A 25923-nucleotide genomic window follows, 5' to 3' on the forward strand; every position below is an offset into this window, starting at 1 on the left:
CCCACCGATCCTCCCAGCCCCGACCGTCCCGGCCAGGACCGACACGACCGGCTTTTTCAGGAGCGTCCTAGCCCCATACCGCCGTGTGTTCGACGGCCGCGTTACCCGGCTGCCCAGAGGAATGGTCATGGTCGTCCGCGGCCCGATCGGGGCGTACGACGGTGACCGGGCAGGGGGCGTGCAGCACGCAGTGCAGGCTCACCGAGCCCAGCACCGCGCTCGCGAGCCCGCGGTGCCCCCGCGTCCCGACGACGAGCAGGTCGGCCTCGCGGGCGGCGTTCACCAGCACCTCGCCTGCGGCCCCCGCCACCGCCGACACCGCGACGGCCGGACCGTTCGAGCCCACCTGCCGGCACACCTCGTCGACGACACGGACGGCGTGCTCGCGGACGGCGATCCGGACGTCGTCGATGCCGGCCACCGGGCGGGCGGCCAGGCCGCCGAACGTGGCCGCCCAGTGCTCCGGCGGCTCGAACGCCGCGACGACCTCGACGGAGGCGTCCCGCCGGGCCGCGTCCCGGAGTGCGAACCGCAACGCGGCCCGGCCTCCGTCCGAGTCGTCGAGCCCGACGACGATGCGATCGCTGCGCTGGTCCATGGCGTGACCTCCGGTCGGAAGGGCCACGGGTGTGGCCGTTCCCCACGGTGGCGCGGGTCCGTCGGGGTCGGCACCGGCGCAGGTCCCGCCGCGGGCGGGCGAAGGTCCCGGCCACCGGGTCGCCAGCCCCGTCGGTCCCACGCGGTCGGGACCATCGGTCCGCGCGCGGGGTGTCATCCGGTGCTGGTCGTGGCCGGCGGCCGTCCGGATGCTGGCGGACGACCGGGAGGTGAGGTGCGGACATGGGTGTCGTGCGGGGAGGAATGCGGTCGGGTGACCGGCTGCCGCGGAGGCGCACCGACGTCGTCGAGGACGTCGTGGTGTGGCTCCTGATGGTGTGCGGGCTGATCGGGGTCCTCGTCGCCGTGCTCGTCGGCTGGGGCGTCGACGCCGGCGCGCTCGACCGGGGCCGGCTCGAGGCCGCCACCCGTACGCGGGTCGACGCGGTGCTGCTCGTGGACGCCCCCGTCCTGATCGGGGAGGGGGCCGGAGCGACCGGACCGGTGTACGTGGCCGCCCGCTGGGTCGGACCGGACGGTGGAGCCCGCACCGGGCCCGTCCCGGCCGACCCGGGCAGCGCTGCGGGGTCGACCGTGCGTATCTGGACCGATCGCGGCGGCGCGGTCGTGCACGCCCCGGCAGGGCCGGTCGACGCGGCGTTCCTGGGTGTGGCGTGCGGGCTGGGTCTGCTCGCGGGCATCGGCGGTCTGCTGGGCCTGCTCTGGGCGGGCGGGCGACGACTGATCGACATCCGCAACGCCGACGCCTGGCAGCGGGAGTGGGAGCGGGTAGGGCCGCGGTGGAGCGGAGGCGCCGGATGAACCGTCGCGGGCCCCGGACGATCGAGAAGGAGTGGCGATGATCGTGCATGCACACGTGGGGGACTGGCTGATCGTCCCGCCCGAACCCGGCCGTGCGACCGGCCGGCGCGGTCGGGTCGTGGCCCTGCTGCATCCCGACGGGACCCCACCGTTCCGGGTGCGCTGGCTCGACGACGAGCACGAGACGATCGTGGTTCCTCCTCCGGACGCGCAACTGCGGTGCCCGCGAGCGGCGCTCCCGACATGACCCCGGCGATCGTCGTCTCCGGGCTGGTGAAGTCCTTCGGCCGGATCCGGGCGCTGGACGGGTTGGACCTGGAGGTCGCCACCGGTGAGGTGCACGGCTTCCTGGGGCCGAACGGTTCCGGCAAGACCACCACGCTGCGGATCCTGCTCGGGCTGCTCCGGGCCGACGCCGGCACGGTGCGTCTGCTCGACGGCGACCCGTGGCGCGACGCGGTCACCCTGCACCGGCGGCTGGCCTACGTGCCGGGCGAGGTCGCGCTGTGGCCGAACCTGACCGGCGGCGAGGTGATCGACCTGCTCGGCCGGCTGCGCGGCGGCCTGCACCCCCGGCGCCGGACCGAGCTGCTCGACCGTTTCGACCTCGACCCCACCCAGCGGTGCCGCTCCTACTCCCGGGGCAACCGGCAGAAGGTGGCACTGGTCGCAGCGCTGGCCTCGGAGGTGGATCTGCTGCTGCTCGACGAGCCCACCGCCGGCCTGGACCCGCTGATGGAGGAGGAGTTCCGGCGCTGCATCGGGCAGCATCGCCGGGCCGGGCGCACCGTGGTGCTGTCGAGCCACATCCTCTCGGAGGTGGAGGCGCTGTGCGACCGGGTCAGCATCATCTCCGCGGGGCGCACCGTCGAGTCCGGGACGCTGGCCGGGCTGCGGCACCTCACCCGCACCGAGGTGGTCGCCGAGCTGGCCGGCGACGCGCCCGACCTCTCCGTGCTGCCCGGCGTGCACGGCGTCGAGGTCACCGGGCACCACATCCGCTGCGACGTCGACGCGGGCGCCCTCGACGGCCTGGTCCGGGCGTTGGCGGACGCCGGGATCACGAGCCTGGTCAGCCGGCCGCCGACCCTGGAGGAGCTCTTCCTCCGCCACTACGCGCGCCCCGCACCACCGGCGGCCGTCCCGTGACCGGCACCCGGACCCTGCTGGCACTGGCGTTGCGCCGGGACCGCGTCCTGCTCCCGGCGTGGATCATCGTGTTCGTGGTCGTCGCCGCGTCCTCGGCGGCGTCGGTGGTGGCGTTGTACCCGACGGGGGCCTCGGTGGCCGCGACGGCGCTGGCGGTGAACGGCACGCCGTCCCTGTTGGCGCTCTACGGCCCGATCTACGACCCGACGTCCGTGGGCGCGCTGGCGATCTGGAAGCCCGCCGGTTCCGGTGCGGCCCTGCTCGCCGTGCTGACCGGCTTCACCGTGATCCGGCACACCCGCACCGAGGAGGAGGTGGGACGGCTCGAGCTTCTCGGCTCGACGGGACTGGGGAGGGGGGTGCCGCTGGCCGTCGCGGGCCTGGTCGGTGTCGGCACGGCCCTGGTCGTCGGGGTGCTGAGCGCGGTGGCGCTGGCGGCGTCGGGCCTTCCGGTGGCCGGATCGCTGGCCTTCGGGGCCGCGTGGGCCGGGTGCGGCGTGGTGTTCGCGGGCGTCGGCGCGGTGGCCGCGCAGCTCACCCGCAGTGCCCGCACGGCGCGTGGGCTCACCGTCGCGGCACTGCTGGTGGCCTTCCTGCTCCGCGCCGCGGGCGACGCCTCCGGGCCCGCCTGGCTGACGTGGCTCTCACCGCTGGGCTGGGCCCAGCTGGTGCGCGCCTACGCGGGGGAGCGCTGGTGGCTGCTGTCCCTCCCGCTCGCCTCGGCGCTCGTGCTGGGCGTGCTCGCCGACCGCCTCGACGCCTCCCGCGACCTCGGCACGGGGATCCTCGTCGAACGCCCGGGGCCCGCCACCGGGCCGGACCTGCGCAGCCCGCTCGCCCTCGCCTGGCGGTTGCAGCGCGGTCCGTTCGCGGCGTGGACGGCCGGGTTCGTGCTGGTCGCGGCGCTGCTGGGCAGTCTCACCCCCACCGTGGCCGGGCTGCTGGACAACCCGGCGCTGCAGGACGTCATCCGGCAGCTCGGGGGCCGACAGGCGCTCACCGACGCCGTCGTCGCCACCGACCTGGGTGTGCTGGGCCTGCTCGCGGCCGGATTCGCGGTGGCGTCGGTCCTGCGGCTGCACGGCGAGGAGGAGGCCGGTCGCGCCGAGGCCGTGCTGTCCGGGCCGGTGGGCCGGATCCGCTGGGCGGGCGGGCACGTCCTGGTCGCCGCCGCAGGATCGGCGCTGCTGATGGCCGTGGCCGGGGCGGCGGTGGGCGTGGCCGACGGTGCGCGGTCCGGGCGGCCGTGGGCCGGGGTGCCCCGGTTCGTCGGGGCGGCGCTCGTGCAGGTCCCGGCGGTGTGGGTGCTCGCCGCCGTGGCCCTCGCCCTCGTCGGGTTCGCGCCACGGGCGGCGCCCGCGGTGTGGGTGCTGCTCGCCGGGGCCGTGCTGGTGGCCGAGCTCGGGCCGTTGCTGCGGCTGCGGCAGTGGGTGCTCGACCTCTCCCCGTTCACGCACGTCCCGCACCTGCCCGGCGGCGCCTTCTCGGTCGTCCCCCTGGTCTGGTTGACCGCCGTCGCCGCCGGCCTGACCGTCGCGGGTCTGGCCGCACTGCGGCGGCGTGACCTCGCCTGATCCGGGTCAGCGCAGGGGGCCTGCGTGCCAGGCCGCCGCGGCGGCCTCGTGCGGGTCCTGTGACCCGTCCGTCCGCACGGGCGTCGCCTCCGGCCAGGGGTCGGTGTCCGCCGCCATCGCCACCGCGACGGCGGCCGTCGCGTCGGACATGCCGCGCGGCCGGCCGGCGATCCGGGCGGCCGCGGTCGCCGCGGTCGTCACGCAGCGGAGGGCGACGAGGTCGCTGCCGGTCCGCTGCGCGAGCTCCGCGGCAGCGTCGCGGTGCTCCCGCGACGTCCACGACGCGTCCAGCACGACGGACTCGCCGCGCGCGAGCAGCACACCGGCGCGGCGCAGCAGCTCGCGGTACGTGGCCGACCGTTGTTGCCCGGTGTAGAGGCCCTCCCCGTACGCGGCGGGCGCCGGGTGGTCGGGGTCGATGCCGGCGAGCTCCTTGCGGATCCGGTCGCTGGACAGCAGTACCGCGCCGAACCGGTCGGCGAGCGCCCCGCCGATGGTGGTCTTGCCGGTGCCGGGCAGCCCGCCCACCAGCGCGAGTCGCACCGCGCCCCGTTCCAGGTGCCGCAGTCCGAGCGTGGCGTGGTCGACCGCGTCGGCGGCGGCCGACGGGTCGCCCTGCTGGTGGCGCAGACAGGCGACCTTCGCCCGCACGACCGCCCGGTAGGCGACGTAGTGGTGGCGCAGCGCGGGTGGGGCGTGGTCGCCGGAGAACTCGGCCCAGGCGTCCAGGAAGGACTCCGCGAGGTCGGGGCGGCCCAGGCGTTCGAGGTCCATGGCGAGGAACGCCGCGTCGTCGAGGACGTCGACGTGGCGGAGGTGGTCGTCGAACTCGAGGCAGTCCAGCACACGGGGGCCGTCGTCGAGGCAGAACACGTCGGCGGCGGTGAGGTCGCCGTGCCCGTCGACGATGTGGCCCAGGTCCTGCCGGTCGCGCAGCAGCGGCTCGCGGCCGTCGAGGAAGCGGGTGGCCAGCCGGTCGAGTGCCGCGACGAGGTCCCGGTCGAGGACGGTCCCGCTGAACGGCGCCAGCTCGGCGAGGTTCGCCGACCACCGCCGGCGCAGGGCGTCGGGCCCACCGTCGGCCGAGATGGCGACGCTGCGGTCGGCCCGGGCGTGGAAGGCGGCGACCACGCGGGCGATCCCCCGCAGGTGCCGCTCGACGGGCGCGCCGGTCGTGACCAGCGTGGCGAGGCAGCGGTCGGCCGGCATCCGCCGCATGACGACGAGATGGTCGGCGACCGCGCTGCCGTCGGGTTCCAGGACGTCGCTGACACCCAGGTACACATCGGGCGCGAGCCGCCGGTTGAGATCCACCTCGCGACGGCACGCCGCGCCGCGCAGCTCCGGGGTGCCGAAGTCGAGGAAGCCGGTGCGCACCGGCTTCTTCATCTTGTAGGCGCGGTCGCCGACCAGCACGACGATCCCGACGTGGGTCTCGTGCACGGCGACCGGCGCCGTCACCACAGCTGTGAGCGGTCGTGCGGGTCGGTCGCCGACGCGGGGACGGCGACGAGCTCGTCCCCCGGCGGGGCCGTGGTGCGCGGCACGACCTCGACCGGGCAGTCGCTGTGCTTGACCAGCGCACGGCTGCAGGAGCCGAGCAGGGCGCGCACGACGGGGCCGCGGCCGCGGGTCGACACGACGACGAGCCGCGCCCCGGACGTGGCGAGCACGAGCTGCTCGGCGGGGTGTCCGGGCACGATCCGGATCTCCACCGGGACGCGGGGGTGCCGGGTGCGCCACGGGGCGATCCGGCGCTCCAGCTGCCGGCGGTCGGGGCCGTCCTCGGGGAGGAGGTGGACGTGCAGCACGACGAGGCCCGCACCGTGGCGGTGCGCGGCGGCGAAGGCGGCGGACAGCGCCGCGGCGTCGATGTCGTCGGCGGAGCCGTTGTCGTCGGCGGCGGCCACACCGACCAGCACCGGTTTCCCCGTCTCGGGGCCGTAGCGGTGCCCGCGCACGACGGCCACCGCGCAGGAGGCCCGGCCGCTGACGGCCACGGCGACGGACCCGAGCACCACCTCGTCGAGCCGGCCGCCCGCCATGCCGACGACGAGCAGCTCCGCGTCCTCGGCCGCCGCCAGCAGAGCCGCTGCGGGCTGCTGCTCGACGACCAGTTCGGTGCGTACGGCGAGGTCCGGTTCGGTGCGGTGCGCCACGGTGAAGGCGTGGGCGAGGATCGCCTCGGCCCGGTGCCGGCCGGCCCGGCCGGGCGGCGTCGCGTAGGGCGCGGCGTGCAGGATCCGCAGCGGGCGCCCCCGCAACCGGGCCTCGACCGCCGCCCATGCGACGGCGTTGAGCGCGGTGGCGGTGCCGTCGACGCCGACCACGAGCTCCGGTCCCGCGGCGCGGGTGGTGCTGTCCATGTCCTGCTCCTCTCGCGTCATCTCCGGGTCCGGATCAGGTTCTGGATGCCGACCACGCCCGGTACCCGTCGGACGGCGTACTCGACCGCGGCCCGAAGGGGCTGCTCCGCCAGCGTCCCGGTGAGGATCACCGACCGGTGGTGGACGGCCACCGCCACCGCACCCGGTGGCACGCCGTCGACGTCGCGAAGTGCGGCGGCGACCTCGCGGGCGATCCGGGTGGTCGACGGCGTCGCGCCCCGGCTGCGCACGGTCACCTCGTTGGCGACGGCCTCGACGCCGGGTGTGTGCAGCGCGGTGCGCTCGGCGAGCATCCGCTCGGGGTGGGTTGCCACCTCGCCCGAGAGCGTGACGGTGCCGTCGGTCGCGGACACCCCGAGGTGCGCGGGGTGCACGCCGACGGTGTCGCCGATCGCGTCGGCCACCGCGGCGCGGAGCTCGTCGTCGGGGCGGGCGGCTCTTCGGGTCATGGACCGAGGATCGGTCGCCGGCGCGGCGCCCGCCAGGGTCCGAGGTCCCCCCGTCCCGGTCCCTACGGACCGGGTCCTCACCCGGCCGCCGGCGCCGTAGGTCCCGCCGGTCCGGGTCCATCGGGCCGCACGGGCGAGCCTTCCGGCGGTGACGGCGACCGTGGGTCCGGGCCACCCTGGAGGTCATGGACGACGAGCAGGACGTGCCGCACGGGGAACCGCCGGTCGGTGACTGGCTGGTGGTGCCGGGGCCACCCTTCGAGCGGATGTGGAGGTGGGGCCGCATCGTCGCGGTGCTGCGCGGGCCCGGCCCGGTGCACTACCGGGTGCGCTGGTTCGGCGACACCCACGACACCGTGGTGCTGCCCCCGCCCGAGGCCCGCATCGAGAGCGCGGCGGAGTGGCCGCAACCGGGTTCCGGCGCGTTCGGTCTGTTCCCGGCGGTCTGACCGCCGGCCCGGGGGCCACGGGACCTCCGGCGGCTGCCGTCACCACGGCTCCGCCGACGCCGCGGCCACCGCGGGCACGGGCCGCTGACGGCCACCGCCACCGAGCCGGGTCCGATCTCTCCCGCCGACCCGGCCGCCATCCCGGGCCCGGTGGTGCGCCACCGAGAACCCACCCCCGTGGACCAGCACGCTGCTGCGCCGCGCGCACCGCCGGGACCCCGACCGCCACGGATACGCGCCGAGCGGGACCGCCGGGCGGTGACCGGGAGGCGCGGGGCCCCGGTTTCACGCGGCGACCGGGCCGCCGCCGGTCGGAACGGCCGGGGCGACGGGTGTGCTGCGCCGTCCCATCGTGACGTAGAGGCCGCCGAAGACGACGACGGCGATGATCGCGAGCGCGATGGCGATCGCGGTGCTGTTCGCGACGTAGTTGCCGGTGAGCAGCAGGAACGCCGGGACCCATGCGGTGACCCAGCCCTGGATGGCGCAGACCGCGCCGGTGTAGCGGCTGAGCCCCTCGCGCTTGAGCCCGAGCACCAGGAAGAACAGCAGCCACAGGAACGCCCAGTACAGCCAGATCACCCCGAACCCGGGGTCGCCGAAGTGGACGAAGTTGAGTCCGGAGTAGACGAGCGCGGAGACGAACACGAACAGGCAGAAGAAGCCCAGGCCGGTGCTGTCGAGGTTGAAGCTGAGGTTGAGCCCGACGTAGAGGTAGGTGAACGCGAACAGGTAGAGCCCGGCCGCGGACAGGATGGTGTCGGCATCGCCGTTGGCGGTGAAGATCAGGTAGGTGGGGGTGATGATCTGCAGGGTGCCGACGAAGAAGTTCATCGGCGCCGCCGACTTCCCGTCGACCCAGCCCAGCAGCATGGCGCCGTTGATGAACAGCACGGCTCCGACGAACAGCAGTCCCACGGATCCCATGGATGCACCTCTCAGAGAAGGGGAGGACGCGGGGGCCCGGGCAGGCCGGGCCCCCGCGTCCGGTGGGCCGGACCGTCAGGCGGTGGCCTTCGGCACACCCATGCCCGGGTCGATCTGTGCGGGCCCGTTCTTGCCGGGCCGCACGTCGATGTCGAAGATGGCGGTCGGGATGTAGACCGTGGAGCAGGAGTTCGGGATGTCGACGACCCCGGACAGGCGGCCCTCGATCGGCGCAGCGCCGAGGATCATGTAGGCCTGGATGTCGCTGTAGCCGAACTTCTGCAGATAGTCGATCGCGTGCAGGCACGCCCGCTGGTAGGACAGGTGCGAGTCGAGGTAGCGCTGCTCGCCGTCGAGGGTCACCGAGGTGCCGGAGAACGCGAGCCACTGGTCGTAGCGCGGGTCGACGTTGCCCGGCATGAAGATCGCGTTCTCGCTGACGCCGTAGGTGGCCATGCCGCCCTTGATCAGATCGACGTGCAGGTCCATGAACCCGCCCATCTCGATGGCGCCGCAGAAGGTGATCTCGCCGTCGCCCTGGGAGAAGTGCAGGTCGCCCATGGAGAGCTTCGCGTCCTTGACGAACACCGGGTAGAACACGCGGGAGCCCTTGGTGAGGTTCTTGATGTCCTGGTTGCCGCCGTTCTCCCGGGGCGGCGCGGTGCGGGCGGCCTCGCCGGCGACGCGGTCGAACTCGTCACCGCGCAGGTTGCCCAGGATCGCCGAGTCGGGCAGCGGCGGCAGGGCGAGCGGGGGCACCCGGTTCGGGTCGGTGGCGATCAGGGCACCCTCGCGGGCGTTCCATGTCCGGAGCAGCTCGGCCGACGGGGCGGTGCCCATCAGGCCCGGGTGCACGATGCCGGTGAACGACACCCCGGGAACGTGCCGGGAGGTCGCCTTTCCGCCCTGGAAGTCCCAGATCACCTTGTAGGCGTCCGGGAACTGCTCGGTGAGGAAGCCGCCGCCGTTGCCGGTGGCGAAGACGCCCGTGTAGCCCCAGCCCTGGCCGGCCAGCGGGCCGGTGTCCTCCTGGGGGATCGGGCCGACGTCGAGGATGTCGACGATGAGCAGGTCACCGGGCTCCGCCCCCTGGACGGCGATCGGGCCCGACAGCACGTGCACCCCGGCCAGCGGGGCGTGCAGGATGTCGTCGGCGGAGTCGTCGTTGTGGATGGCGCCGTCGAACCACTCGCGGCAGTCGACCCGGAACGTGTCGCCCGGCTTGACCTGAACGAGCGCCGGGATGTCGGGGTGCCACCGGTTGTGGCCGACGATGCGCTGCTCGGTGAACTTCTTCATCGAGTCCAGTGGGAACACGACTTCGGGCATGCGTGACTCCTCCATCGAGCGGTGACGGTGGACGCCGGGCCGGCGTCCACCCACTGCCGTGCACGAACCGCCGCCACCGGGACGGATGCCCGGGGCGGTCGCGGGGTTCGATCAGGGGCGGGGAAGGCGGGCGAAGGCCGGGTTCGGCGGCGCCGTAGGCGTGCTCCGGCGCGGGGTGCCCGCCGGGGTGGAGACGACGTCCGGTGCGTCCCGGCTCGTCTCGCAGTGGTCGATCACGGCCATGCGCCCGCGGTCGGCGAGCCCGAGCATGGGCGCGCTGAAGACGCGTGCGGAGGTCTCACCGCAGGACGGACACGCCACGGTGGCCGGGGCGGTGCCGATCGGCAGCGTGATCTCGAGGGGGCCGTCGATGGTGCAGCGATACCCGTATCTCGCCATGGTCCCAGCCCTCCGGGTGCTTGTCGCCATCCTCAGAAACAATTTCCACGGAAAGTACTCTGGGGGCGTGACGGTGTCAACGGGCTCGGACGCGCGTCAGAGCCGCTGGATGACGTCCCAGGACACGCCGTCGGCGACCGCGAGGAACACGGCCTGTCGCAGGTGCCGGTCACGCAGCTCGACGGTGCCGCGGGGGGTCTCGTAGGACAGCCCCTCGGACACCGACATCATCGGCCGGACCTGCGACGAGGCGGCGCGGCGCATGAGCTCGGTGAGCAGCCGCACGCCCTCGTAGCAGGACTCGCCCAGGCTGTTGAGCACGGGCGCGTCGGGGCCGAACCGGCGGAAGTAGGTGGCGGCGAAGTCGAGCCCGGCGGCCGTGGCGAGATCCTCGAAGTACCCCGCGGAGGTCATCAGCCCGCGGGTGTTGTCGGCGCCGGAGGCGAGCAGGACGTTCTCGTCGATCAGCGAGCTGAAGCGCAGGACGTCCCGGTCCAGGCCCCACCCGCTGAAGGCCCGGTTGAACTCGACCGCGTCCTGGCCGATCAGCAGCATCAGCACCGCGTCGCAGGCGCTCGCCTCCACCCTGCGCAGCGCATCCGAGAAGTCGGTGGTGCCCAGCGGCACGTACATCTCGTCGCACACCGTGCCACCGATCTGGCGCAGGTACCGCCGCGCCGCCCGGGCGGAGCTGCGCGGCCACACGTAGTCGTCACCGACGATCGTCCAGCGCCGGACGCCCGCCGACTCGGCGAACCAGTCGAGGGCCGGGCCCAGCTGCTGGTCGGGTGTCTCGCCGGTCATGAACACGCCGGGACCGCGTTCGCCGCCCTCGTAGAGCGCCGTGTACGCGTACGGCACCCGCCCGCCGATCACGGGCGCGACGACCTCGCGCACGGCGGAGATGTGCCAGCCCGTCACGGCCTCGATCGCGCCGACGCCGATCAGCCCGTCGATCTCCCGGGCGATCTCCGCCGGCGGGCACCCGCCGTCGACGGGTACGAGGCGCAGCTCGCGGCCCAGCACGCCCCCCTCGCTGTTGATCTCCTCCACGGCGAGTTCGGCGCAGCTCTCGCAGGAGGGGCCGAAGATGCCCGCCGGCCCGTGCAGGGGGATGACGAGCGCCATGTTGAGCACGTCCCGGGTGCGCGCATGCGGCACCGTGAGGTGGGACGCCGCAGGCGGGGCCATGCGGCCAGGCTAGCCACCCACAGCTGCGATCGTGCTACTCCAATCGTAGGGATACCATTCGCCGATGGCAGCACGAACGGACCGGTCCCCGCTGGCCGGTGACGAGTCCCTTCGGCTGCTCTCCATGGTGGAACGTGCCGTCACCCAGAGGCTCGACGACGCGCTCAAGGCCCACGGTTCGGGCATCGACCAGTGGCGGATCCTGTCGCTCCTCGTCGAGCAGGGCGGCAGCCCCATGAACGTCGTGGCCGACCACGCCCTGTTGCTGGCCCCCAAACTGAGCAAGCTCGTCGACCGGATGGTCGCAGCGAACCTGGTCCTGCGGCACGCCGACGAGCAGGACCGCAGGCGCGTGCTGATCGCCGCCTCACCCCGCGGGCGGCAGGCGCTCACCGGGTGGAACGCCGCCGTCGCCGAGGTGCAGGACGAGTTCCGCGAGATCCTGGGTCCCGACACCGACCAGCTCGACGACCTGCTGCGACGGCTGTCCCGCGGTCTGGTGCCGGGGTCGGCGTCCCTGGACATGGCGTAGCGAACCACTCCGGCCATCCGCGACCACGCCGGCGCCGTCGAGCGCATCCACCCGGTGGTGGTGCGCCTGCTCGCTCCCGTCGACCCCGCCGACGACCTGACCGGCGTCGTCGGTCCGGTCCGTCGTCTCCGCGCCGGTCTGCGCACCGCTCCCAGGGGGGCCGGCCGCTGCTGTTCGAGCGGGTGCGGCGCGGCGACCTCACCGAGGAGCAGGCGCTGCGGCACTCGCCGTCACCCGGCTCCAGGCCCACGCGCTCGTCACCGTCGACCCCGCTCTCGCGGCGAAGACCGAGGGCATCGTGCCGCTCGCCCCGGTGGAGGTGCTCACCACCGACCCGGCCTGAACGCGGCGGGAGCGACCACCGGGATCAGCATGATCGGCGGGTCGGTGGTGGGCGCGGTGCCGATGCCGAGGCGCGCAGGCGAGGCTCAGGTCGGACGCCCCAGTCGTTCAGGGCGTGCAGAACCACGACGGCGGTACGGTGACGCCCCCATCGTCGGAGCGTCGGAGGCACCCGTGTCGCAGGTCGTCGATTTCCACACCGTCTCGACGGCGGGGCTGGAGTCGTCCCCGGTCGCCGATGCGCTGGCCGGCCTGCGCGCCAACGAGGCCCGCTACCTCAAGAACAAGTACGACCACGTCTTCACCGTCGACGCCGCGAGCGACGCCGCGGACACCGTCGGCTGGGTCCACCGCATCCTCGCCGAACGCGACATCGTCATCGCCGCCCGTCCGCTCGAGGCCACGTCCTTCGTCGCCGACGGCACCCGGTTCGCGTACGTGTTCTACGAGTCGGGACTCTCGATCAATGTCATGTACGGCATCGAGGACGGGAAGAAGCGGGCGGTCGGGTTCAAGCTCTCGGACGGGATGCCGGTGCCCGAGGAGCTCGCGTCGAAGTTCAAGTTCGCGACCCAGAAGTCGAAGCTGGCCGGAACCATCCGCGGCACCTTCTTCGTCATCAAGGGCGAGTACTAGCTGTACTGCCCAGAGAGGGTGTGCACGCGGCTGGCGGGTGGGAGGCCGCCGACGTCGCCTCCGTTCGATCGGTTGGAGCGGATCGGGACCGGCCGCCGCGTTCGGTGTCAGCTGACGTCGTCGTGGAGCTCGATCACCGGCCGCTCGGCGAGCAGGTCGCCGAGCGTGCTGGGGGTCGCGCGCAGGTTCGCCATGTGGACGTCGACGGCGTCCTGCGACTCGTAGAACTCCACCACCCGGTACGTGTCGGGCCGGTCCCGGAGGCTGACGAGCTTGTAGAGCAGCGTGCCCGGCTCGGCTGCGAGCACCCGCGCGGCGGTGGCCGGGAAACCGGCCGCGAACTGCGCGCCCGTGCCGGGCTTGAACGTGAGTGTCGCGATGATGGTGATCACGAAAACCGACCCTACCGCTCAGGCTCCTGACAGTTCGTCGGTGAGCAGGGCGACCAGCGCCTCGAGCTGGATGTCGGCCGACGAGCCCATCTCGTCCTCCGAGCCGTCGAGGGCCTGGGCGGCCAGGCCCGCCTTGCTGTCGATCAGCCCGGCGATCCGGGCGTCGATCGTCTGCGCGGCGATGATGCGCCAGGCGGTGACGGGCTCGGTCTGGCCGATGCGGTGGCTGCGGTCGATGGCCTGGGTCTGCTCCGCCGCCGTCCAGGACAGCTCCGCGAGCACGATGTTGGAGGCGACCTGCAGGTTGATGCCGACGCCGGCCGCGGTCAGCGAGCAGACCGCGACGGCGACGTCCGGGTCCTTGACGAAGGCGTCGATGTTGCGCTGCCGCACCGTGGACGTCTGGTCGCCGCGGATCGACGAGAACCGCACGCCCGCAGCCGTGAACGTCTCCTCCGCGGTGTCCATCACGTCGACGTGCTTGGCGAAGAACACCACCTTGCCCGCGCTGCGGGCGAGCTGGGCGGCGTAGTCGGCGGCGAGGCCGGCCTTGGCCTGGCCGATCTTCCGCATCATGGTGAACACGTTGTCGCCGGACTTGGCCTCGGCCGCGTCCTTCTGCTCCCACCGGGCCACCTGGCGCACGAGATCGTGGTCGATGCCCTCGACGACCGCACCCGAACGCCGGTTCTCCAGCGCCGTCTCGTAGCGGGCCACCATCCGGCGGGCGAGGTCGCGCTCGGCCGCGCGGATCGACCGGCCGGCCGCCCCGTCCAGCTCGACGGGGAGGTCGGCGATGCGGCGCGCGGGGATGTCGGCCGCCACGTCGATCTTGCGACGGCGGACGATGCCCATGTCCACGACGCACTGCCGGGCCGCGGCGTAGAAGCCCGGGTCGGCGGGGGTCAGGCCCGTCTCGGTGAGGGCGTCCATCAGCTCGACGAGCGGCTTGGAGTCGTCGATCCAGCCGAGGAACTGCCAGATGGCCAGGAAGTCCTCGATGTCGTTGATCAGCGGCGTGCCGGTGAGCGCCATCAGCAGCGGCCGCGCGGTGAACGACCGGATGCGCTGCGAGAGCTGCAGGACGTGCTGCGAGCGCTGGGAGGACTTGTTCTTGATGAAGTGCGCCTCGTCGACGACCATCCCGCGGAAGCCGAAGTCGCCGAGCCACCCGACGTGGCGGTCGAGCACCTCGTAGTTGACGACGACGATGTCGGCGAAGCCGTCGACCGAGTCGCCGTTGCCGTGGATCACGGTGGCGGAGCGCCGCGGGGTCCACAGCCCGGCCTCGCGCACCCAGTTCGTCTTGACGACGTTGGGCACGACGACCAGCAGCGGGTAGGCCCCTGCGGCCTCCGCGGCCAGCAGCGACTGGGCCGTCTTGCCCAGGCCCGGCTCGTCGGCGAGCAGGAAGGTGCGGTGGCCCGCGGCCGCCGCGGACACCAGCTGCGCCTGGTGCGGCATCAGCTCCAGGTCGCCCCGCGGCCGCTGGAACGACGGCGCGGGCAGCGTCATGCACGCCGACGCACCGGTGCCGGCGCGCTCGAACGAGCGGAGCAGCGGGCCGAGCAGCTCCCAGCCGGCCAGCGGCGTCGGGCGGGGCGCGCTGGGCCGGGCCGCGGAGAAGTCGGGGGCCAGGAAGGGGTTGGCCAGCTGCCGCGAGACCACCGACTGCGGCACCACGCGGGGCTTGGCGGGAGCGGCCGGGAGCTCGACCGGCGGGGCCTCCTCGACCTCCGGCTCGGTGGCCGGTTCGAGCCCGGCGCTGCGCAGCATCTCCCGCTTGAGGGCCCGCGCCTCGTCGGAGACGACGGCGTCGTCGTCGAGCATGGCCATGAGGCCCTGGTCGCGGACGGCGGTCATCGCCAGCGTGGTGGCGATCCCGTCGAGGCGCTTGAGCTGCTCGTCGCGGCGGCGGTCGCTGCCGGCCTCGGCGCGCACCCGGGCGCGCTCCTCGCGCAGCAGCAGGGCCACGACCTGGAACTTCGTGCGGGTCGACTGCGTCATCCGGTTGTTGCGCAGGGCCGACTCGACCTCCCGGACGGCGCGCGCCATCACCGACATGACGTCCACGGGGCCGCTGTCGCCACCGCGGTCGCGGCCGCCGCGCCGTCGGTCCGGCGGGGCGCTGCGGCGAGCCCTCGACTGGGGCTGGCCTCGTCGAGCCACGTACTCCTCCTCCTGGATGCGCATCGGGGCCGCTGTGGCGGCCCGACACGCACGGTGGTGCGGTGGTGATGCGACCTGGCCCAGGGATCTGGGGGAGATCGCCGCCGCGGGGCCGAACAGGCCGCACACGGGAAGGTGGTCGCGACGACCGCTGCGGGCAGTGGACATCGGATCTCCCGACCATCCTAGCGCCCGGTGGCCGGCGCCGGCTCGCTCAGGGGCGGACGAGTGCGTGGAGGGTCGCGGCCGGCTGCCCGGCGAGGGACGCCGGCGGCCGGTCGGGGTCGATGAGCTGCCGGGACGGTGGCGAGGCAGGGCAGGCGCACGCAGGTGGCGAGCCGGGCGACGGAGAGCGGGCCGTCGAACTCGCCCGCGGCCCGTGGCGCGGGTCGGGACGGTGGCCCTCGCGACGGTGGCCCTCGCGACGGTGGCCCTCGCGACGGTGGCCCTCGCGACGGTGGCCCCGGCGATGGTGGCGTCCCGTGGGTCGGTGAAGACCTGCGCCGCCGCGATCGCCGAGCGCGATCGACGACATCGTCCACAACGACGTGGACACGCTGATCCGACGATCGGCCCGTGGCACGCTGGGCGGCGTGATCGACGGGCCGCCGGACCACGCCGGGCCCGAACCCGCCGCGGGTGGGTCGCCAGCCGATCCGCCACGAAGGAGCGCCCGTGCACGACGACTCGGCCCAGGTGGAGATGCGCCTGGAGCGCTTCGTCCGCGAACGCCTCACCCCCGCGGTCTACCGGCGCCGCACGCCGCTGACCGTCACGGCCTGGGCGGCGCCGGGGGAGCCCGTGCCGTTCGCGACGGCCGTCGCCCAGGAGTTCACGCCCGTCGCGCGGGGCCAGGAGTGGGGACGCCCCTGGGGGACCACGTGGTTCCACGTCACGGGCGAGGTGCCGGAGAACGAGCCCGGGGTGACGGCGGAGGTCGCCGTCGAGCTCGGCTGGACCACGGCACAGCCCGGCTTCCAGGCGGAGGCCACCGCCTACCGGCCCGACGGGACCATCGTGAAGGGCCTGCACCCGCGCAGCCGACAGGTGCTCGCCGAGCCGGGCCCGGTCGAGCTGTGGTTGGAGGCGTCGTCGAACCCCGACATCGGCGGGCACTGGAGCTTCGCCCCGACCCCGTCCGGCGACCCGGCCACGGCCGGTGACGCGCCGCTCTACCGGTTCCACGGCATCGACGCCGCGGCGCTCGACGTCGAGGTGTGGGAGCTGCAGCAGGACGTCTGGACGCTGCGGGGCCTGCTGGCCGAGCTGCCCGCCGATCTGCCGCGCCGAGCGGAGATCCTGCGCGCGCTGGAGGACATGGTCGACGCCGTCGACCCCTGGGACGTCGCCGGCACCGCCGCGGACGGCCGTGCCGCGCTGGCCGACGTGCTGGCCCGCCCGGCCTACGCGAGCGCCCACCGGGTGCTCGCCACCGGGCACGCCCACATCGACTCGGCCTGGCTGTGGCCCACCCGCGAGACGGTGCGCAAGTGCGCCCGCACGTTCTCCGGCGTGCTGGCGCTGATGGACACCGACCCCGACCTGACGTTCGCCTGCTCCTCGGCGCAGCAGTACGCGTGGATCCGCGACACCTACCCGGAGCTGTTCGAGCGGATCCGCGCACGGGTGGCCGAGGGCCGGTTCGTGCCGGCCGGCGGCATGTGGGTGGAGTCGGACACCAACATGCCCGGCGGCGAGGCGATGGCGCGGCAGTTCGTGGCGGGCAAGAAGTTCTTCGCCGCCGAGTTCGGCGTCGAGCCGCTCGACGTCTGGCTGCCCGACTCCTTCGGCTACTCCGCCGCGCTGCCGCAGATCGCCGCGGCGGCGGGCTCGCGCTGGTTCCTCACCCAGAAGACGTCCTGGAACGAGACCAACCGGATGCCGCACCACACGTTCTCGTGGGAGGGCATCGACGGCACCCGGCTGTTCACGCACTTCCCGCCGGTGGACACCTACAACGCGGAGCTCTCGGGCGGCGAGCTCGCCCGCGCCCAGCGCCAGTACGCCGAGTCCGGCCGCGCGACGCGGTCGCTGGTGCCGTTCGGCTGGGGCGATGGCGGGGGCGGACCGACCCGCGAGATGCTCGCGGCCGCGCGTCGGACGCGGTCGCTGGAGGGCTCCCCGCAGGTGGAGCTGGGCAGCCCGGCCGACTTCTTCCGGGCCGCCGAGGCCGAGTACCCGCACCCGCCGGTCTGGTCGGGCGAGCTGTACCTGGAGTTCCACCGCGGCACCTACACCTCCCAGGCCCGCACGAAGCGCGGCAACCGGCGCAACGAGCACCGGCTGCGCGAGGCGGAGCTGTGGGCCACCGCGGCGCACGTGCAGCGCGGCGAGCCCTACCCCTACGACGTGCTGGAACGGGCGTGGCAGCGGGTCCTGCTGCTGCAGTTCCACGACATCCTGCCCGGCTCGTCGATCGCCTGGGTGCACCGCGAGGCCGAGCAGGCACACGCGGAGATCACGGAAGAGCTGGAGGGCGTGATCGCCGACGCGCTCGCCGCCCTCGCCGGCCCGGGGGAGGTGCCGCTGGTCTTCAACGCCGCCCCGCACGCCCGTGACGGCGTGCCGGCGCTCGGTGCCGCGCGACCGGAGGTGGCCGGCGGCGCGTCCGTGCGGACGACCGGCGAGGGCATCGTGCTCGACAACGGACTCGTCCGCGTGGTCGTCGACGGCGACGGGCTGCTCTCCTCCGTCCGCGACCTGGAGGCCGACCGCGAGGTGCTCGCCTCCCCCGGCGGCCTGCTGCAGCTGCACCGTGATACCCCCAACCAGTGGGACGCCTGGGACATCGACGCCCACTACCGCCGCTCGGCGCTCGACCTGCGCGACGCGGAGTCCGTGGACGTCGTGGAGACGACGCCGCAGCGCGCGGAGGTGCGGGTCCGCCGCCGGTTCGGCGCGTCCACGGTGGAGCAGACGTTCGCACTGGTCGCTGGCGCGCGCCGGGTGGACGTCGCGACGAAGGTGGACTGGCACGAGCGGCAGCGGCTGCTCAAGCTGGCCTTCCCCCTCGACGTGCACGCCGACCGGGCCTCCTCGGAGATCCAGTTCGGGCACGTGCAGCGACCGATCCACACCAACACCTCGTGGGACAGGGCGCGCTTCGAGACCTGCGCGCACCGCTTCGTCCACGTCGCGGAGACGGGCTACGGCGCCGCGGTGACCAACGACGCCACCTACGGCCACGACATCACGCGCACGACCCGCGACGGCGGCGGCACCACCACGACCGTCCGGCTGTCGTTGCTGCGCGCCCCGCTCTACCCCGACCCCGAGAGCGACCAGGGCGAGCACGAGCTGCACTGCGCGCTCGTGGTCGGCGCGACGATCGGCGACGCGGTGCGGGAGGGCTACCGGATCAACCTGCCGCTCCGCGCGCGTGCGGGCGCCGGACCCGTCGAGCCGCTGGTGACCGTCGACGACCCCGCCGTCGTCGTCGAGGCGGTCAAGCTCGCGGAGGACCGCAGCGGCGATGTGGTCGTGCGGCTCTACGAGGCCCACGGCAGCCGCGTCCGCACCCGGCTGCGCACGGCGTTCGACGCGGCGGAGGTGACCGGGACCGACCTGCTGGAACGCCCGCTCGCGGCGTCACGCGCGCTCGGACCGGACGCGGCCCTGGAGCTGCGGCCGTTCCAGATCGTCACCCTGCGGCTGCGGAGGGACTGAGGGCGTCGCCTACCGTGGAATCGTGCTGAAGGGATTCAAGGACTTCCTGCTGCGGGGGAACGTCGTGGACCTCGCGGTGGCGGTGGTGGTCGGTGCGGCCTTCACCGCCGTGGTCACCGCGTTCACCGACGCGTTCCTCAAACCGCTCATCCAGCTCTTCTCCGGCGGCGGCGAGTTCGCCGGGAAGATCGTGGTCGATGACGTGCAGTTCGACTACGCCACCTTCATCAACTCGGTGATCACGTTCGTGCTCACCGCGGCGGTCATCTACTTCCTCGTGGTCTACCCGCTGAAGTGGCTGCAGGAGCGCCGGCGCCGCGGTGAGGACGTGGGCGACAGCCGACCCACCGACGCCGAGGTGCTCACCGAGATCCGCGACCTGCTGCGCGAGCTGGTCGTGGTGTCGGGAGGTGCGGGGCCGTCCGCCACCACGACGGACGCGTTCCCGGCGCACGCGCGCCACTCGGTGGAGCCGGCGGGCCGCCGGGGGCGCTAGCGTCACGGCATGGACGAGAACGTGCTGGTGGCGACGCGCCGGTCGCTGCACGCGGTGGCCGAGCACCTGCTGGCCGGTCCGCAGTACCGGGAGCGCGGCACCATCCGCCTGCGCGCGTCCCCGGGCGGGTTGGCGCAGGTGCAGGGCCCGGTGCGGGTGGACGGCACCGACCTGGTCGTCGGTGAGCACCGCGTGCCGCTGGCCGGGACGATCGCCGAGGTGGCGGCCGCGGCAGGCCTGGCGGCGGGTGTGCCCGAGGGGCTCTACGGCGACCACGCCGACTGGGCGGATGGCGAGGAGCTCACCGTCGACCCGGGGGCGGCCGGGGTGCTGGCCGACTGGTTCGACCGCGGTGACGCCGGCCTGCGTGCGTTCGCCGGGGCGAGCACCGAACCCGTGATCTGGCCCGAGCACTTCGACCTCGCGGTCACCGTCGACGAGGTCAACTACGGCGTCTCGCCCGGCGACACCGGCCACCAGGAGCCCTACGCCTACGTCGGACCGTGGACGCTGCGCGAGGGCCCGTTCTGGAACGCCGCGTTCGGCGCCCTCCGCGGTGCCGCGGAGCTGCCCGACGCCGCCGCCGTCGCCGCGTTCTTCACGGCGGGGCGGGCGGCGGCGGGCTGAGCGCGGATCAGCTCACGCGTCCTGCGGCCGGGGCACGATGCGGATGTCAGCGTGAGGTTGCGACGGTCGGAGTCCTCCTTGTCGTGCGCCGGATCGGTGCACGCCGCGGCCGCGGGGCGGCCGGGATGGAGGGTGGTCGCACTACGCGGCCGGACGACGGGACTCGTCGCGGTGGGTGACGCGACGGCTCGGCCGGAAGGCCTCCAGCGTCACACGGGTCACGGACCAACTCTGGGCGACGATGGGGCGGCGGCGGAAGAGGGGTCCTCCTGCCGGCGGGAGTTCGCCATGATCGCGTCGGCGACGTAGCGCGTGTAGCCCGGGGCGATGTCCTCCCACGCCGAGTCGCCGTCGGAGTCGCCGTCATCGGAGCCGAGGTACGCGGCGGCGATCTCGCGGTGCCGGTCGGGCGGGCACGGAGGGAACCACCGCTCGAGATGCCGGCGGTCCTCCGGATCGACGTAGGCGAACGTGTCGCCCCACGCGATCTCCGGTGCCCCACTGCCCTCGCCGACCGTGTCGGCCCGGGCCCCGGGCAGCGATCTCACCAGCGCGATCACGTCGTCCTCCGTCATGGGCGCGACGGTAGGACCTGACGTCGCGTCAGGATCAACCCCGGAGGTGCACGACCACGCGTCGCCGGCGGCGACGGGGGTGCGCGCGACGGGGCGGTCGGCGAGCAGCCCGATGGGTGGGCGCGAGACCGTTGAGCCGGTGGAGCTCCCCACCGCGCCGGCCGTCCGCGGCTCGGCCTAGATTGCGCGCTGTGATGCTGCACGAGGAGCGACTGCGCGTCCCCGCACCGGACGGCGACATCCGCACGGTGCTGATCAGCCCGACGGCCGGCGGCCCGTGGCCCGCTGTACTGCTCTACACCGACATCTTCCAGCTCGCGGAGTCGACGTTGCGCAGCGCCCGACGGCTCGCGTCGGCCGGGTTCCTGGTGTGCGTGCCGGAGACCTACCCGCACGGCGAGCTGGCCGGGGTGGCACTGGAGTTCGACGACGCGGGGAAGAAGGCGGGCCTGGCGGGTGCCGCGGCCACCACCACCGCGCAGTTCGACGCCGACCGGGTGGCCGTGCTCGACCACCTGCAGGGCCGCGCCGACGTCGAGCGGCTGTTCGCGGCGGGATTCTGCATCGGTGGCCACCTGGCGTTCCGCGCGGCGCTGGACCCGCGGGTGGAGGCGACGGTGTGCTTCTACCCGACGGGCCTGCAGGACGGGGCGCTCGGCGCGGATGCCGACGCGGGATCGCTGGCGCGCGCCGCGGACATCGGTGGCCGGCTGATGGTCGTGTTCGGGTCACGAGACCCGCACGTGCCCCCGGACGCCCGGTTGCAGGTGGTCTCGGCCCTGTACGCCGCGGGCCTGACCGACCTCGAACTGCACGTCTACGCCGGTGGTGAGCACGCGTTCATGCGCGACGTGGGTGCGCGCCACGATCCCGCGCTCACCGACCTCGCCCTCGACGAGGCGGTGTCGTTCCTGTCCGGTCGCTGAGGGCCGCCCGCCGCGCGAGACTGGAGGCCTCGATCCGATCCGGAGGCCTGCCTGGTATGACGTCACTGCGCACGCTGGTGGTGGTCGCGCTCGTGGCGGTCCTCGCTGCAGGCTCGACCCCCTCCGCCGCCCCCGTGGCCGCGGCGCCCACCGCCGCCGCGCCCGTGGACCTGGTGCCGGTCAGCGTGAACGTCCCGGCCGCGATGGCCGCCGCTCCCTTCGACCAGCCCCGCCGGACGCTCGTCCCGCCGGGATGGACGATGTCGGTGTTCGCACGGGTGCCCTCGGCCCGGCTCGCCGCGTTCGCGCCGGACGGGTCGCTGCTGGTCTCCGTGCCCGCGCAGGGCTCGGTGCTGCGGCTCGTGCCCGACGGCCGCGGCGCCGCCACCACCTCGGTGCTGCTGTCCGGGCTCGACCAGCCGCACGGGCTCACGTTCGCCGGGTCGACGCTCTACGTCGCCCAGAGCGACCGGGTGGACGCCTACGCGTACGCGTCCGGTGCGGCCACCGCGCCGCGGCCCGTCGTCACCGGCCTGCCCGACGCGAAGAGCCCGGACCTGCGCGGCGCCTACGCACACGCGCTCAAGAGCGTGGCCGTCGGCCGGGACGGTGCGGTCTACGTCTCCGTCGGCTCCACCGGCAACGTCTCGGTCGGCGACCTCACGGCCAGCCCGCCCCGCGCGTCGATCCTCCGGATCCCGCCCGGCGGCGGTGCGCCCGAGCCGTACGCGGTCGGTGTCCGCAACGGCACGGGCCTGGCCGTCGCGCCGGACGGCGCCGTGTGGACGGCGGTCAACAACCGCGACAACGTCGCCTACCCGTTCGACCGTCCGTACGGCGAGACGTCGGGGTCCTCGTTCGGGAAGGTGATCGCGGCCTACGTCCGCGACCACCCGGCCGAGGCGCTGGCGAAGCTGACCCCCGGCCGCAACCTGGGCTGGCCCTACTGCAACCCGGACCCCGACGTTCAGCCCGGCGTCGCGGGCAGTGCCCAGAACCCGAGCGACGTCGCGTTCACGAACGACGTGCAGCTCAACCCGGGCGGTGGCAAGCTCGACTGCGCCACGCTGCCCCCGGTGGAGGAGACGCTCGGCGGGCACTCGGCGCCGCTGGGCCTGTCGTTCGTCGACGGCACGCTGCCCGGTGCGTACGCCCGGGGCGCGCTCGTCGGCGTGCACGGGTCCTGGAACGCCTCTCCGCCCCGCGCGCCCGAGGTGTCGTTCTTCCCGTGGGAGAACGGAGGGCTCGGCCGGCAGCAGACCCTGGTCGGCGGGTTCCAGGCGGCCGATGGCTCCCGGTGGGGCCGTCCGGTCGCCGCCGTGGCGGGCCCGGACGGCGCGGTCTACATCACCGACGACCAGGCAGGCGCGGTCTACCGGCTGGTGCCTACCAGGCCGTGACCGCGGCCGCCGGGCATCCAGGTTCACGGTAGTGCGTTCAAGCGACTGTCTTAACGTAGGCGCATGTCCTCCGACAGTGCCACTCCGGCTCCGCTCTACCCGTTCGCCAACCCGACCGCGCTGGAGCCGCCGCCCGAGTGGGCCGAGCTGCGCGACCACTGCCCGGTCGCGACGGTCCGCATGGCGAGCGGTGACGAGACGCTGCTCGTCACCCGCTACGAGGACGTCCGGGCGCTGCTGTCGGACCCGCGGTTCACCCGCGACCTCGTGGCCGACGACGCGGCGAAGGTCTCCACCACCGACGACGGCGGCGTCTTCAGCCGGCGGAGGTCGGAGGAGACCGACGACGACGCGGCCGGATCCATGATGGGCGGCCCGGGCCACACGCGGTGGCGGCGCCTGGTCGGCCGGGCGTTCACGGTCAAGCGGGTGATGGAGCTCAGGCCGCGCATCGAGGAGATCGCGAACGAGCTGATCGACGCGATGGTGGAGTCCGGTGCCCCCGCGAACATCGGTGCGGCGCTGGGCTTCCCGCTGCCGGTGGCGGTCATCTGCGAGCTGATCGGCGTGCCGCGTGAGGACCAGGCCCGCTTCGCCCACTGGTCGGACACCATGCTCAACCTGAGCCGGTACGACCAGGCGGAGGTGGACGCCGCGGGCAAGGAGTTCTCCGCCTACATGGTGGCCCACGTGCAGGCCAAGCGGGCGAACCCCGGCAACGACCTGCTCTCCGAGCTCGCGGCGGCCGTCGACGCCCAGGACGGCAGCATGTCCGAGACGGAGCTCGTGGTCACCGGTCAGGGGCTGCTCATCGCCGGCCACGAGACCACCGCCAACATGATCGGCAAGATGCTGGGCATGCTGCTGTCGCGGCGTGAGCGGTGGGAGGCGCTGGTGGCCGACCCCTCGCTGGTGCGCTCCGCGGTGGAGGAGGCGCTGCGCTTCGACGCCAACCCGGGTTTCGGGATGCCGCGCTACGTCTCCGAGGAGATCGAGCTGGGCGGCACGACGATCCCGGCCGGCACCACGGTCGTCTCCAGCATGGCGTCGGCCAACCGCGACGAGCGCGCGTTCACCGGCGCCGACGACATGGACCTGCGCCGCGCGCCCAACCCGCACCTCGCCTTCGGGGCGGGCCCGCACTCGTGCATCGGCCAGGCGCTGGCCCGCGTCGAGCTGCAGACCGTGCTGGCCACCCTGCTCGAGCGGCTGCCCTCGCTCGAGCTGGCGGTGGAGCCGGGCGAGCTGCGCAGCCGGCAGGGGCTCATCGTCGGGGGCATCGAGGAGGTACCCGTGCGATGGTGACCGGCACGCGGGAGCGGCTGCTCGACGCCGCCGAGCGCCTCGTCGCGCAGCACGGGCTGGCCGGGGCCACGCAGCGCCGGATCGCCGAGGCCGCCGGGCAGGCCAACAACTCGGCCGTGGGGTACCACATCGGTGACCGCGGCGATGTGGTGCGCGCGGTCCTCGCGCGGCACTTCGAGCCGATGGACCGGCGCCGCCGGGAGATGCGGGAGCGCGCCGGCGCCGACGACCTGCGCCACCACGTGGAGTGCCTCGTGCGCCCGCTCACCGAGCACCTCGACGAGATCGGCGTCCCGAGCTGGTACGCGCGGTTCGCGGCCCACGTCATCGCGGACCCGACGCTGCGCGAGCACCTGCTCTGGCAGGCCGGCTCGTCGGAGGTGATGCGCGACGTCCTCGCGGCCGTCGCGGCGGCGTCCCCGGCCGGGGTGTCGGCGTCGGCGATGGCGATCCGCGGCGAGATGGCCCTCTACGCCATCGTGCACACGTGCGCGGAGCGGGAACGGGCCCTCGCCGTGGGCTGCTCCCCCCACCCGCCGTCCTGGGCGGCGGTGGGCGACGCGCTCGTGGATGCGACCACCGGGATGCTGCTGGCCCCGGGCGGAGCCTGACTGCGGGCTGCCGCGCGGATGACCCTGCTACTCGACCGGGGGGACGGTGATGGCGGTGCGCTCCTCCACCGCGAGCGCCGCGGCGGCGTAGGCGTGCACGTGGCGGGTCATCCGGCGGACCGCGGCGTCGGGGTCCTTCTCCCGGATGGCCCGGGTGACGGACCGGTGCGCGCGGACCGTGATGGCGCGGACCTCGTCGTTCACGAAGCCCTCGTTGTGGGTCACGGTGTAGATGGCGCGCGACAGCGCGATCATGATGCCGGTCAGGATCTCGTTGTGGCCGGCCGTGGCCACGCCGATGTGCCAGTCGAGGTTGGCCTGCAGGAAGGCCTCGAGGCTGCCGCTCCCGGCGATGGCGACGTCGGCCGCGTCGAGGCGCGCCAGGTCGCCGGGCATGCGGTTGATCGCGGCGAGCCGGGCGCAGGTGGGCTCGATGGCCTCGCGGGTCTCGTGCACCGAGGCGAGCCGGATCTGGCGGCCGCGGATGAGCAGCTCCAGGGAGTTGGCCACCGACTCCTCGCCCGGCTGCTGCACGAACGCGCCGCCGGCCCGGCCGGCCTTGATGCGGATCAGGCCCTGGACCTCGAGGACGCGCAGCGCCTCGCGCACGGTGGTGCGGCTCATCCTGGTCTGCACCACGAGCTCGCGCTCGGGCGGCAGCGGCGTGCCCTCGGGGAAGTCGCCGGAGAGGATGCGCTCGCGCAGCTCGTTCGCGAGTACGTCGGAGGCCTTGGGCACCTCCATCGGCGAGAGCCTGATCGCCGATCTGTCCGCCGTCATGCTGCTCCTCTGGTCCAAAGGTCCGACCCAAAGTAGCAGGGAGCGTTCCGGGCGGTGGGAACTGTCCGAGGAGCAGCCCGAGGACCTGGACGGTCGCGGTGGTGGGCTCGCCGACCGCGCCCGCCGGCTGCTGGTCCCGGTGGGGGACGCGCTCGGCTGACCATCCACGGCACCATCGGCTGGAGCGCATCGC

27 protein-coding genes are annotated in these 25923 nt (G+C 74.1%); 15 read left to right on the plus strand and 12 right to left on the minus strand.

Going from position 1 to position 25923, the window contains the following annotated elements:
• Positions 1–67: 67 nt before the first annotated feature.
• Entirely contained in the window at positions 68–598 is a 531-nt protein-coding gene (locus tag BGP03_RS30550; RefSeq protein WP_296374222.1) for a universal stress protein, read from the minus strand.
• Between the two features lie 242 nt (positions 599–840).
• Here BGP03_RS30550 and BGP03_RS30555 point away from each other — a divergent pair, with 242 nt between their 5' ends.
• Genes BGP03_RS30555 through BGP03_RS30570 form a run of 4 tightly spaced genes read left to right on the plus strand, consistent with a single transcriptional unit; the run spans position 841 to position 4142 of the window.
• On the plus strand, positions 841–1419 hold the full coding sequence (locus BGP03_RS30555) for a hypothetical protein (protein WP_296374221.1): 579 nt from the start codon (positions 841–843) through the stop codon (positions 1417–1419).
• A 37-nt stretch (positions 1420–1456) separates the two neighbouring features.
• A complete protein-coding gene (locus BGP03_RS30560) occupies positions 1457–1666 on the plus strand; it encodes a DUF1918 domain-containing protein (RefSeq protein ID WP_296374219.1) in 210 nt (69 codons plus the stop codon).
• Positions 1663–2568, plus strand: a complete 906-nt coding sequence (locus BGP03_RS30565; RefSeq protein ID WP_298798663.1) for an ABC transporter ATP-binding protein — start codon at positions 1663–1665, stop codon at positions 2566–2568. Before BGP03_RS30560 ends, BGP03_RS30565 begins: the two co-directional genes overlap by 4 nt.
• Positions 2565–4142 (plus strand): ABC transporter permease, encoded by a 1578-nt coding sequence (locus BGP03_RS30570; protein WP_298798665.1) that lies wholly within the window; start codon positions 2565–2567, stop codon positions 4140–4142. Before BGP03_RS30565 ends, BGP03_RS30570 begins: the two co-directional genes overlap by 4 nt.
• 6 nt (positions 4143–4148) lie before the next feature.
• On the opposite strand, the gene BGP03_RS30575 is transcribed toward BGP03_RS30570, so the two are convergent.
• From BGP03_RS30575 to BGP03_RS30585, 3 genes are read right to left on the minus strand one after another with little or no spacing between them, the layout of a single operon-like run.
• Positions 4149–5603: an AAA family ATPase gene (locus BGP03_RS30575; RefSeq protein ID WP_296374213.1), complete on the minus strand. Its 1455-nt coding sequence runs from the start codon at positions 5601–5603 to the stop codon at positions 4149–4151.
• Positions 5600–6508, minus strand: coding sequence for a universal stress protein (locus BGP03_RS30580; protein ID WP_296374211.1), 909 nt, complete (start codon positions 6506–6508; stop codon positions 5600–5602). The genes BGP03_RS30575 and BGP03_RS30580 overlap by 4 nt, the downstream gene beginning before the upstream one ends.
• 17 nt (positions 6509–6525) lie before the next feature.
• On the minus strand, positions 6526–6978 hold the full coding sequence (locus tag BGP03_RS30585) for a BON domain-containing protein (protein ID WP_296374209.1): 453 nt from the start codon (positions 6976–6978) through the stop codon (positions 6526–6528).
• 185 nt (positions 6979–7163) lie between these two features.
• Here BGP03_RS30585 and BGP03_RS30590 point away from each other — a divergent pair, with 185 nt between their 5' ends.
• Positions 7164–7427, plus strand: a complete 264-nt coding sequence (locus tag BGP03_RS30590) for a DUF1918 domain-containing protein (RefSeq protein ID WP_296374207.1) — start codon at positions 7164–7166, stop codon at positions 7425–7427.
• Positions 7428–7712: 285 nt separating this feature from the next.
• On the opposite strand, the gene BGP03_RS30595 is transcribed toward BGP03_RS30590, so the two are convergent.
• The 4 genes from BGP03_RS30595 to BGP03_RS30610 form a co-directional block, all read right to left on the minus strand.
• Entirely contained in the window at positions 7713–8354 is a 642-nt protein-coding gene (locus BGP03_RS30595) for an AmiS/UreI family transporter (protein ID WP_296374205.1), read from the minus strand.
• Between the two features lie 75 nt (positions 8355–8429).
• Positions 8430–9683, minus strand: coding sequence for a formamidase (gene fmdA / locus BGP03_RS30600; protein ID WP_296374202.1), 1254 nt, complete (start codon positions 9681–9683; stop codon positions 8430–8432).
• A 111-nt stretch (positions 9684–9794) separates the two neighbouring features.
• A complete protein-coding gene (locus tag BGP03_RS30605) occupies positions 9795–10082 on the minus strand; it encodes a zinc ribbon domain-containing protein (RefSeq protein WP_298798669.1) in 288 nt (95 codons plus the stop codon).
• A gap of 96 nt (positions 10083–10178) precedes the next feature.
• Positions 10179–11273 carry a substrate-binding domain-containing protein gene (locus BGP03_RS30610; protein WP_296374199.1) on the minus strand — a complete coding sequence of 365 codons (1095 nt, stop codon included), beginning with the start codon at positions 11271–11273 and terminating at the stop codon, positions 10179–10181.
• A gap of 64 nt (positions 11274–11337) precedes the next feature.
• Between BGP03_RS30610 and BGP03_RS30615 the strand changes: the two genes are divergently transcribed.
• Both BGP03_RS30615 and BGP03_RS30620 read left to right on the plus strand, forming a co-directional pair.
• Positions 11338–11805 (plus strand): MarR family winged helix-turn-helix transcriptional regulator, encoded by a 468-nt coding sequence (locus tag BGP03_RS30615; RefSeq protein WP_296374197.1) that lies wholly within the window; start codon positions 11338–11340, stop codon positions 11803–11805.
• Between the two features lie 516 nt (positions 11806–12321).
• Entirely contained in the window at positions 12322–12783 is a 462-nt protein-coding gene (locus BGP03_RS30620) for a phage tail protein (protein ID WP_298798672.1), read from the plus strand.
• Between the two features lie 107 nt (positions 12784–12890).
• On the opposite strand, the gene BGP03_RS30625 is transcribed toward BGP03_RS30620, so the two are convergent.
• Together BGP03_RS30625 and BGP03_RS30630 are read right to left on the minus strand one after the other, a co-directional pair.
• The gene (locus BGP03_RS30625; protein WP_296374192.1) at positions 12891–13175 is read right to left on the minus strand and encodes an antibiotic biosynthesis monooxygenase; all 285 of its coding nucleotides are present in this window, start codon (positions 13173–13175) and stop codon (positions 12891–12893) included.
• Between the two features lie 18 nt (positions 13176–13193).
• Positions 13194–15368 (minus strand): DEAD/DEAH box helicase, encoded by a 2175-nt coding sequence (locus tag BGP03_RS30630; RefSeq protein WP_296374190.1) that lies wholly within the window; start codon positions 15366–15368, stop codon positions 13194–13196.
• Between the two features lie 651 nt (positions 15369–16019).
• Here BGP03_RS30630 and BGP03_RS30635 point away from each other — a divergent pair.
• Genes BGP03_RS30635 through BGP03_RS30645 form a run of 3 tightly spaced genes read left to right on the plus strand, consistent with a single transcriptional unit; the run spans position 16020 to position 20133 of the window.
• Positions 16020–19010 carry a glycoside hydrolase family 38 C-terminal domain-containing protein gene (locus tag BGP03_RS30635; RefSeq protein ID WP_296374188.1) on the plus strand — a complete coding sequence of 997 codons (2991 nt, stop codon included), beginning with the start codon at positions 16020–16022 and terminating at the stop codon, positions 19008–19010.
• Positions 19011–19032: 22 nt separating this feature from the next.
• Positions 19033–19506, plus strand: a complete 474-nt coding sequence (gene mscL / locus BGP03_RS30640) for a large conductance mechanosensitive channel protein MscL (protein ID WP_296374186.1) — start codon at positions 19033–19035, stop codon at positions 19504–19506.
• A 9-nt stretch (positions 19507–19515) separates the two neighbouring features.
• Positions 19516–20133: a hypothetical protein gene (locus BGP03_RS30645; protein WP_296374184.1), complete on the plus strand. Its 618-nt coding sequence runs from the start codon at positions 19516–19518 to the stop codon at positions 20131–20133.
• A 218-nt stretch (positions 20134–20351) separates the two neighbouring features.
• Here BGP03_RS30645 and BGP03_RS30650 read toward each other — a convergent pair whose 3' ends face one another.
• A complete protein-coding gene (locus tag BGP03_RS30650; protein WP_298798675.1) occupies positions 20352–20708 on the minus strand; it encodes a hypothetical protein in 357 nt (118 codons plus the stop codon).
• A gap of 194 nt (positions 20709–20902) precedes the next feature.
• Here BGP03_RS30650 and BGP03_RS30655 point away from each other — a divergent pair, with 194 nt between their 5' ends.
• The 4 genes from BGP03_RS30655 (at position 20903) to BGP03_RS30670 (ending at position 24950) form a co-directional block, all read left to right on the plus strand.
• Entirely contained in the window at positions 20903–21634 is a 732-nt protein-coding gene (locus tag BGP03_RS30655; protein ID WP_298798732.1) for a dienelactone hydrolase family protein, read from the plus strand.
• Between the two features lie 56 nt (positions 21635–21690).
• Positions 21691–23034, plus strand: a complete 1344-nt coding sequence (locus tag BGP03_RS30660) for a gluconolaconase (protein WP_298798677.1) — start codon at positions 21691–21693, stop codon at positions 23032–23034.
• A 63-nt stretch (positions 23035–23097) separates the two neighbouring features.
• Positions 23098–24339, plus strand: coding sequence for a cytochrome P450 (locus tag BGP03_RS30665; protein WP_298798679.1), 1242 nt, complete (start codon positions 23098–23100; stop codon positions 24337–24339).
• Positions 24333–24950, plus strand: coding sequence for a TetR/AcrR family transcriptional regulator (locus BGP03_RS30670; RefSeq protein ID WP_296374180.1), 618 nt, complete (start codon positions 24333–24335; stop codon positions 24948–24950). Before BGP03_RS30665 ends, BGP03_RS30670 begins: the two co-directional genes overlap by 7 nt.
• 27 nt (positions 24951–24977) lie before the next feature.
• On the opposite strand, the gene BGP03_RS30675 is transcribed toward BGP03_RS30670, so the two are convergent.
• Complete coding sequence (locus tag BGP03_RS30675; RefSeq protein ID WP_296374178.1) at positions 24978–25694, minus strand: FCD domain-containing protein; 717 nt, start codon at positions 25692–25694, stop codon at positions 24978–24980.
• Here BGP03_RS30675 and BGP03_RS30680 point away from each other — a divergent pair.
• A complete protein-coding gene (locus BGP03_RS30680) occupies positions 25681–25890 on the plus strand; it encodes a hypothetical protein (protein ID WP_296374175.1) in 210 nt (69 codons plus the stop codon). The genes BGP03_RS30675 and BGP03_RS30680 overlap by 14 nt on opposite strands.
• The last annotated feature ends 33 nt before the right edge of the window (positions 25891–25923 follow it).

It is taken from the genome of Pseudonocardia sp. 73-21 (assembly GCF_001899645.1).
Taxonomy (GTDB): Bacteria; Actinomycetota; Actinomycetes; order Mycobacteriales; family Pseudonocardiaceae; genus Pseudonocardia.

Coding starts and splice junctions, on each gene's coding strand:
- BGP03_RS30550 (WP_296374222.1), bottom strand. CDS start 598: ATGGACCAGCGCAGCGATCGCATCGTCGTCGGGCTCGACGACTCGGAC.
- BGP03_RS30555 (WP_296374221.1), top strand. CDS start 841: ATGGGTGTCGTGCGGGGAGGAATGCGGTCGGGTGACCGGCTGCCGCGG.
- BGP03_RS30560 (WP_296374219.1), top strand. CDS start 1,457: ATGATCGTGCATGCACACGTGGGGGACTGGCTGATCGTCCCGCCCGAA.
- BGP03_RS30565 (WP_298798663.1), top strand. CDS start 1,663: ATGACCCCGGCGATCGTCGTCTCCGGGCTGGTGAAGTCCTTCGGCCGG.
- BGP03_RS30580 (WP_296374211.1), bottom strand. CDS start 6,508: ATGGACAGCACCACCCGCGCCGCGGGACCGGAGCTCGTGGTCGGCGTC.
- BGP03_RS30585 (WP_296374209.1), bottom strand. CDS start 6,978: ATGACCCGAAGAGCCGCCCGCCCCGACGACGAGCTCCGCGCCGCGGTG.
- BGP03_RS30590 (WP_296374207.1), top strand. CDS start 7,164: ATGGACGACGAGCAGGACGTGCCGCACGGGGAACCGCCGGTCGGTGAC.
- BGP03_RS30595 (WP_296374205.1), bottom strand. CDS start 8,354: ATGGGATCCGTGGGACTGCTGTTCGTCGGAGCCGTGCTGTTCATCAAC.
- fmdA (WP_296374202.1), bottom strand. CDS start 9,683: ATGCCCGAAGTCGTGTTCCCACTGGACTCGATGAAGAAGTTCACCGAG.
- BGP03_RS30605 (WP_298798669.1), bottom strand. CDS start 10,082: ATGGCGAGATACGGGTATCGCTGCACCATCGACGGCCCCCTCGAGATC.
- BGP03_RS30610 (WP_296374199.1), bottom strand. CDS start 11,273: ATGGCCCCGCCTGCGGCGTCCCACCTCACGGTGCCGCATGCGCGCACC.
- BGP03_RS30615 (WP_296374197.1), top strand. CDS start 11,338: ATGGCAGCACGAACGGACCGGTCCCCGCTGGCCGGTGACGAGTCCCTT.
- BGP03_RS30630 (WP_296374190.1), bottom strand. CDS start 15,368: ATGCGCATCCAGGAGGAGGAGTACGTGGCTCGACGAGGCCAGCCCCAG.
- BGP03_RS30645 (WP_296374184.1), top strand. CDS start 19,516: ATGGACGAGAACGTGCTGGTGGCGACGCGCCGGTCGCTGCACGCGGTG.
- BGP03_RS30650 (WP_298798675.1), bottom strand. CDS start 20,708: ATGACGGAGGACGACGTGATCGCGCTGGTGAGATCGCTGCCCGGGGCC.
- BGP03_RS30655 (WP_298798732.1), top strand. CDS start 20,903: ATGCTGCACGAGGAGCGACTGCGCGTCCCCGCACCGGACGGCGACATC.
- BGP03_RS30660 (WP_298798677.1), top strand. CDS start 21,691: ATGACGTCACTGCGCACGCTGGTGGTGGTCGCGCTCGTGGCGGTCCTC.
- BGP03_RS30665 (WP_298798679.1), top strand. CDS start 23,098: ATGTCCTCCGACAGTGCCACTCCGGCTCCGCTCTACCCGTTCGCCAAC.
- BGP03_RS30670 (WP_296374180.1), top strand. CDS start 24,333: ATGGTGACCGGCACGCGGGAGCGGCTGCTCGACGCCGCCGAGCGCCTC.
- BGP03_RS30675 (WP_296374178.1), bottom strand. CDS start 25,694: ATGGAGGTGCCCAAGGCCTCCGACGTACTCGCGAACGAGCTGCGCGAG.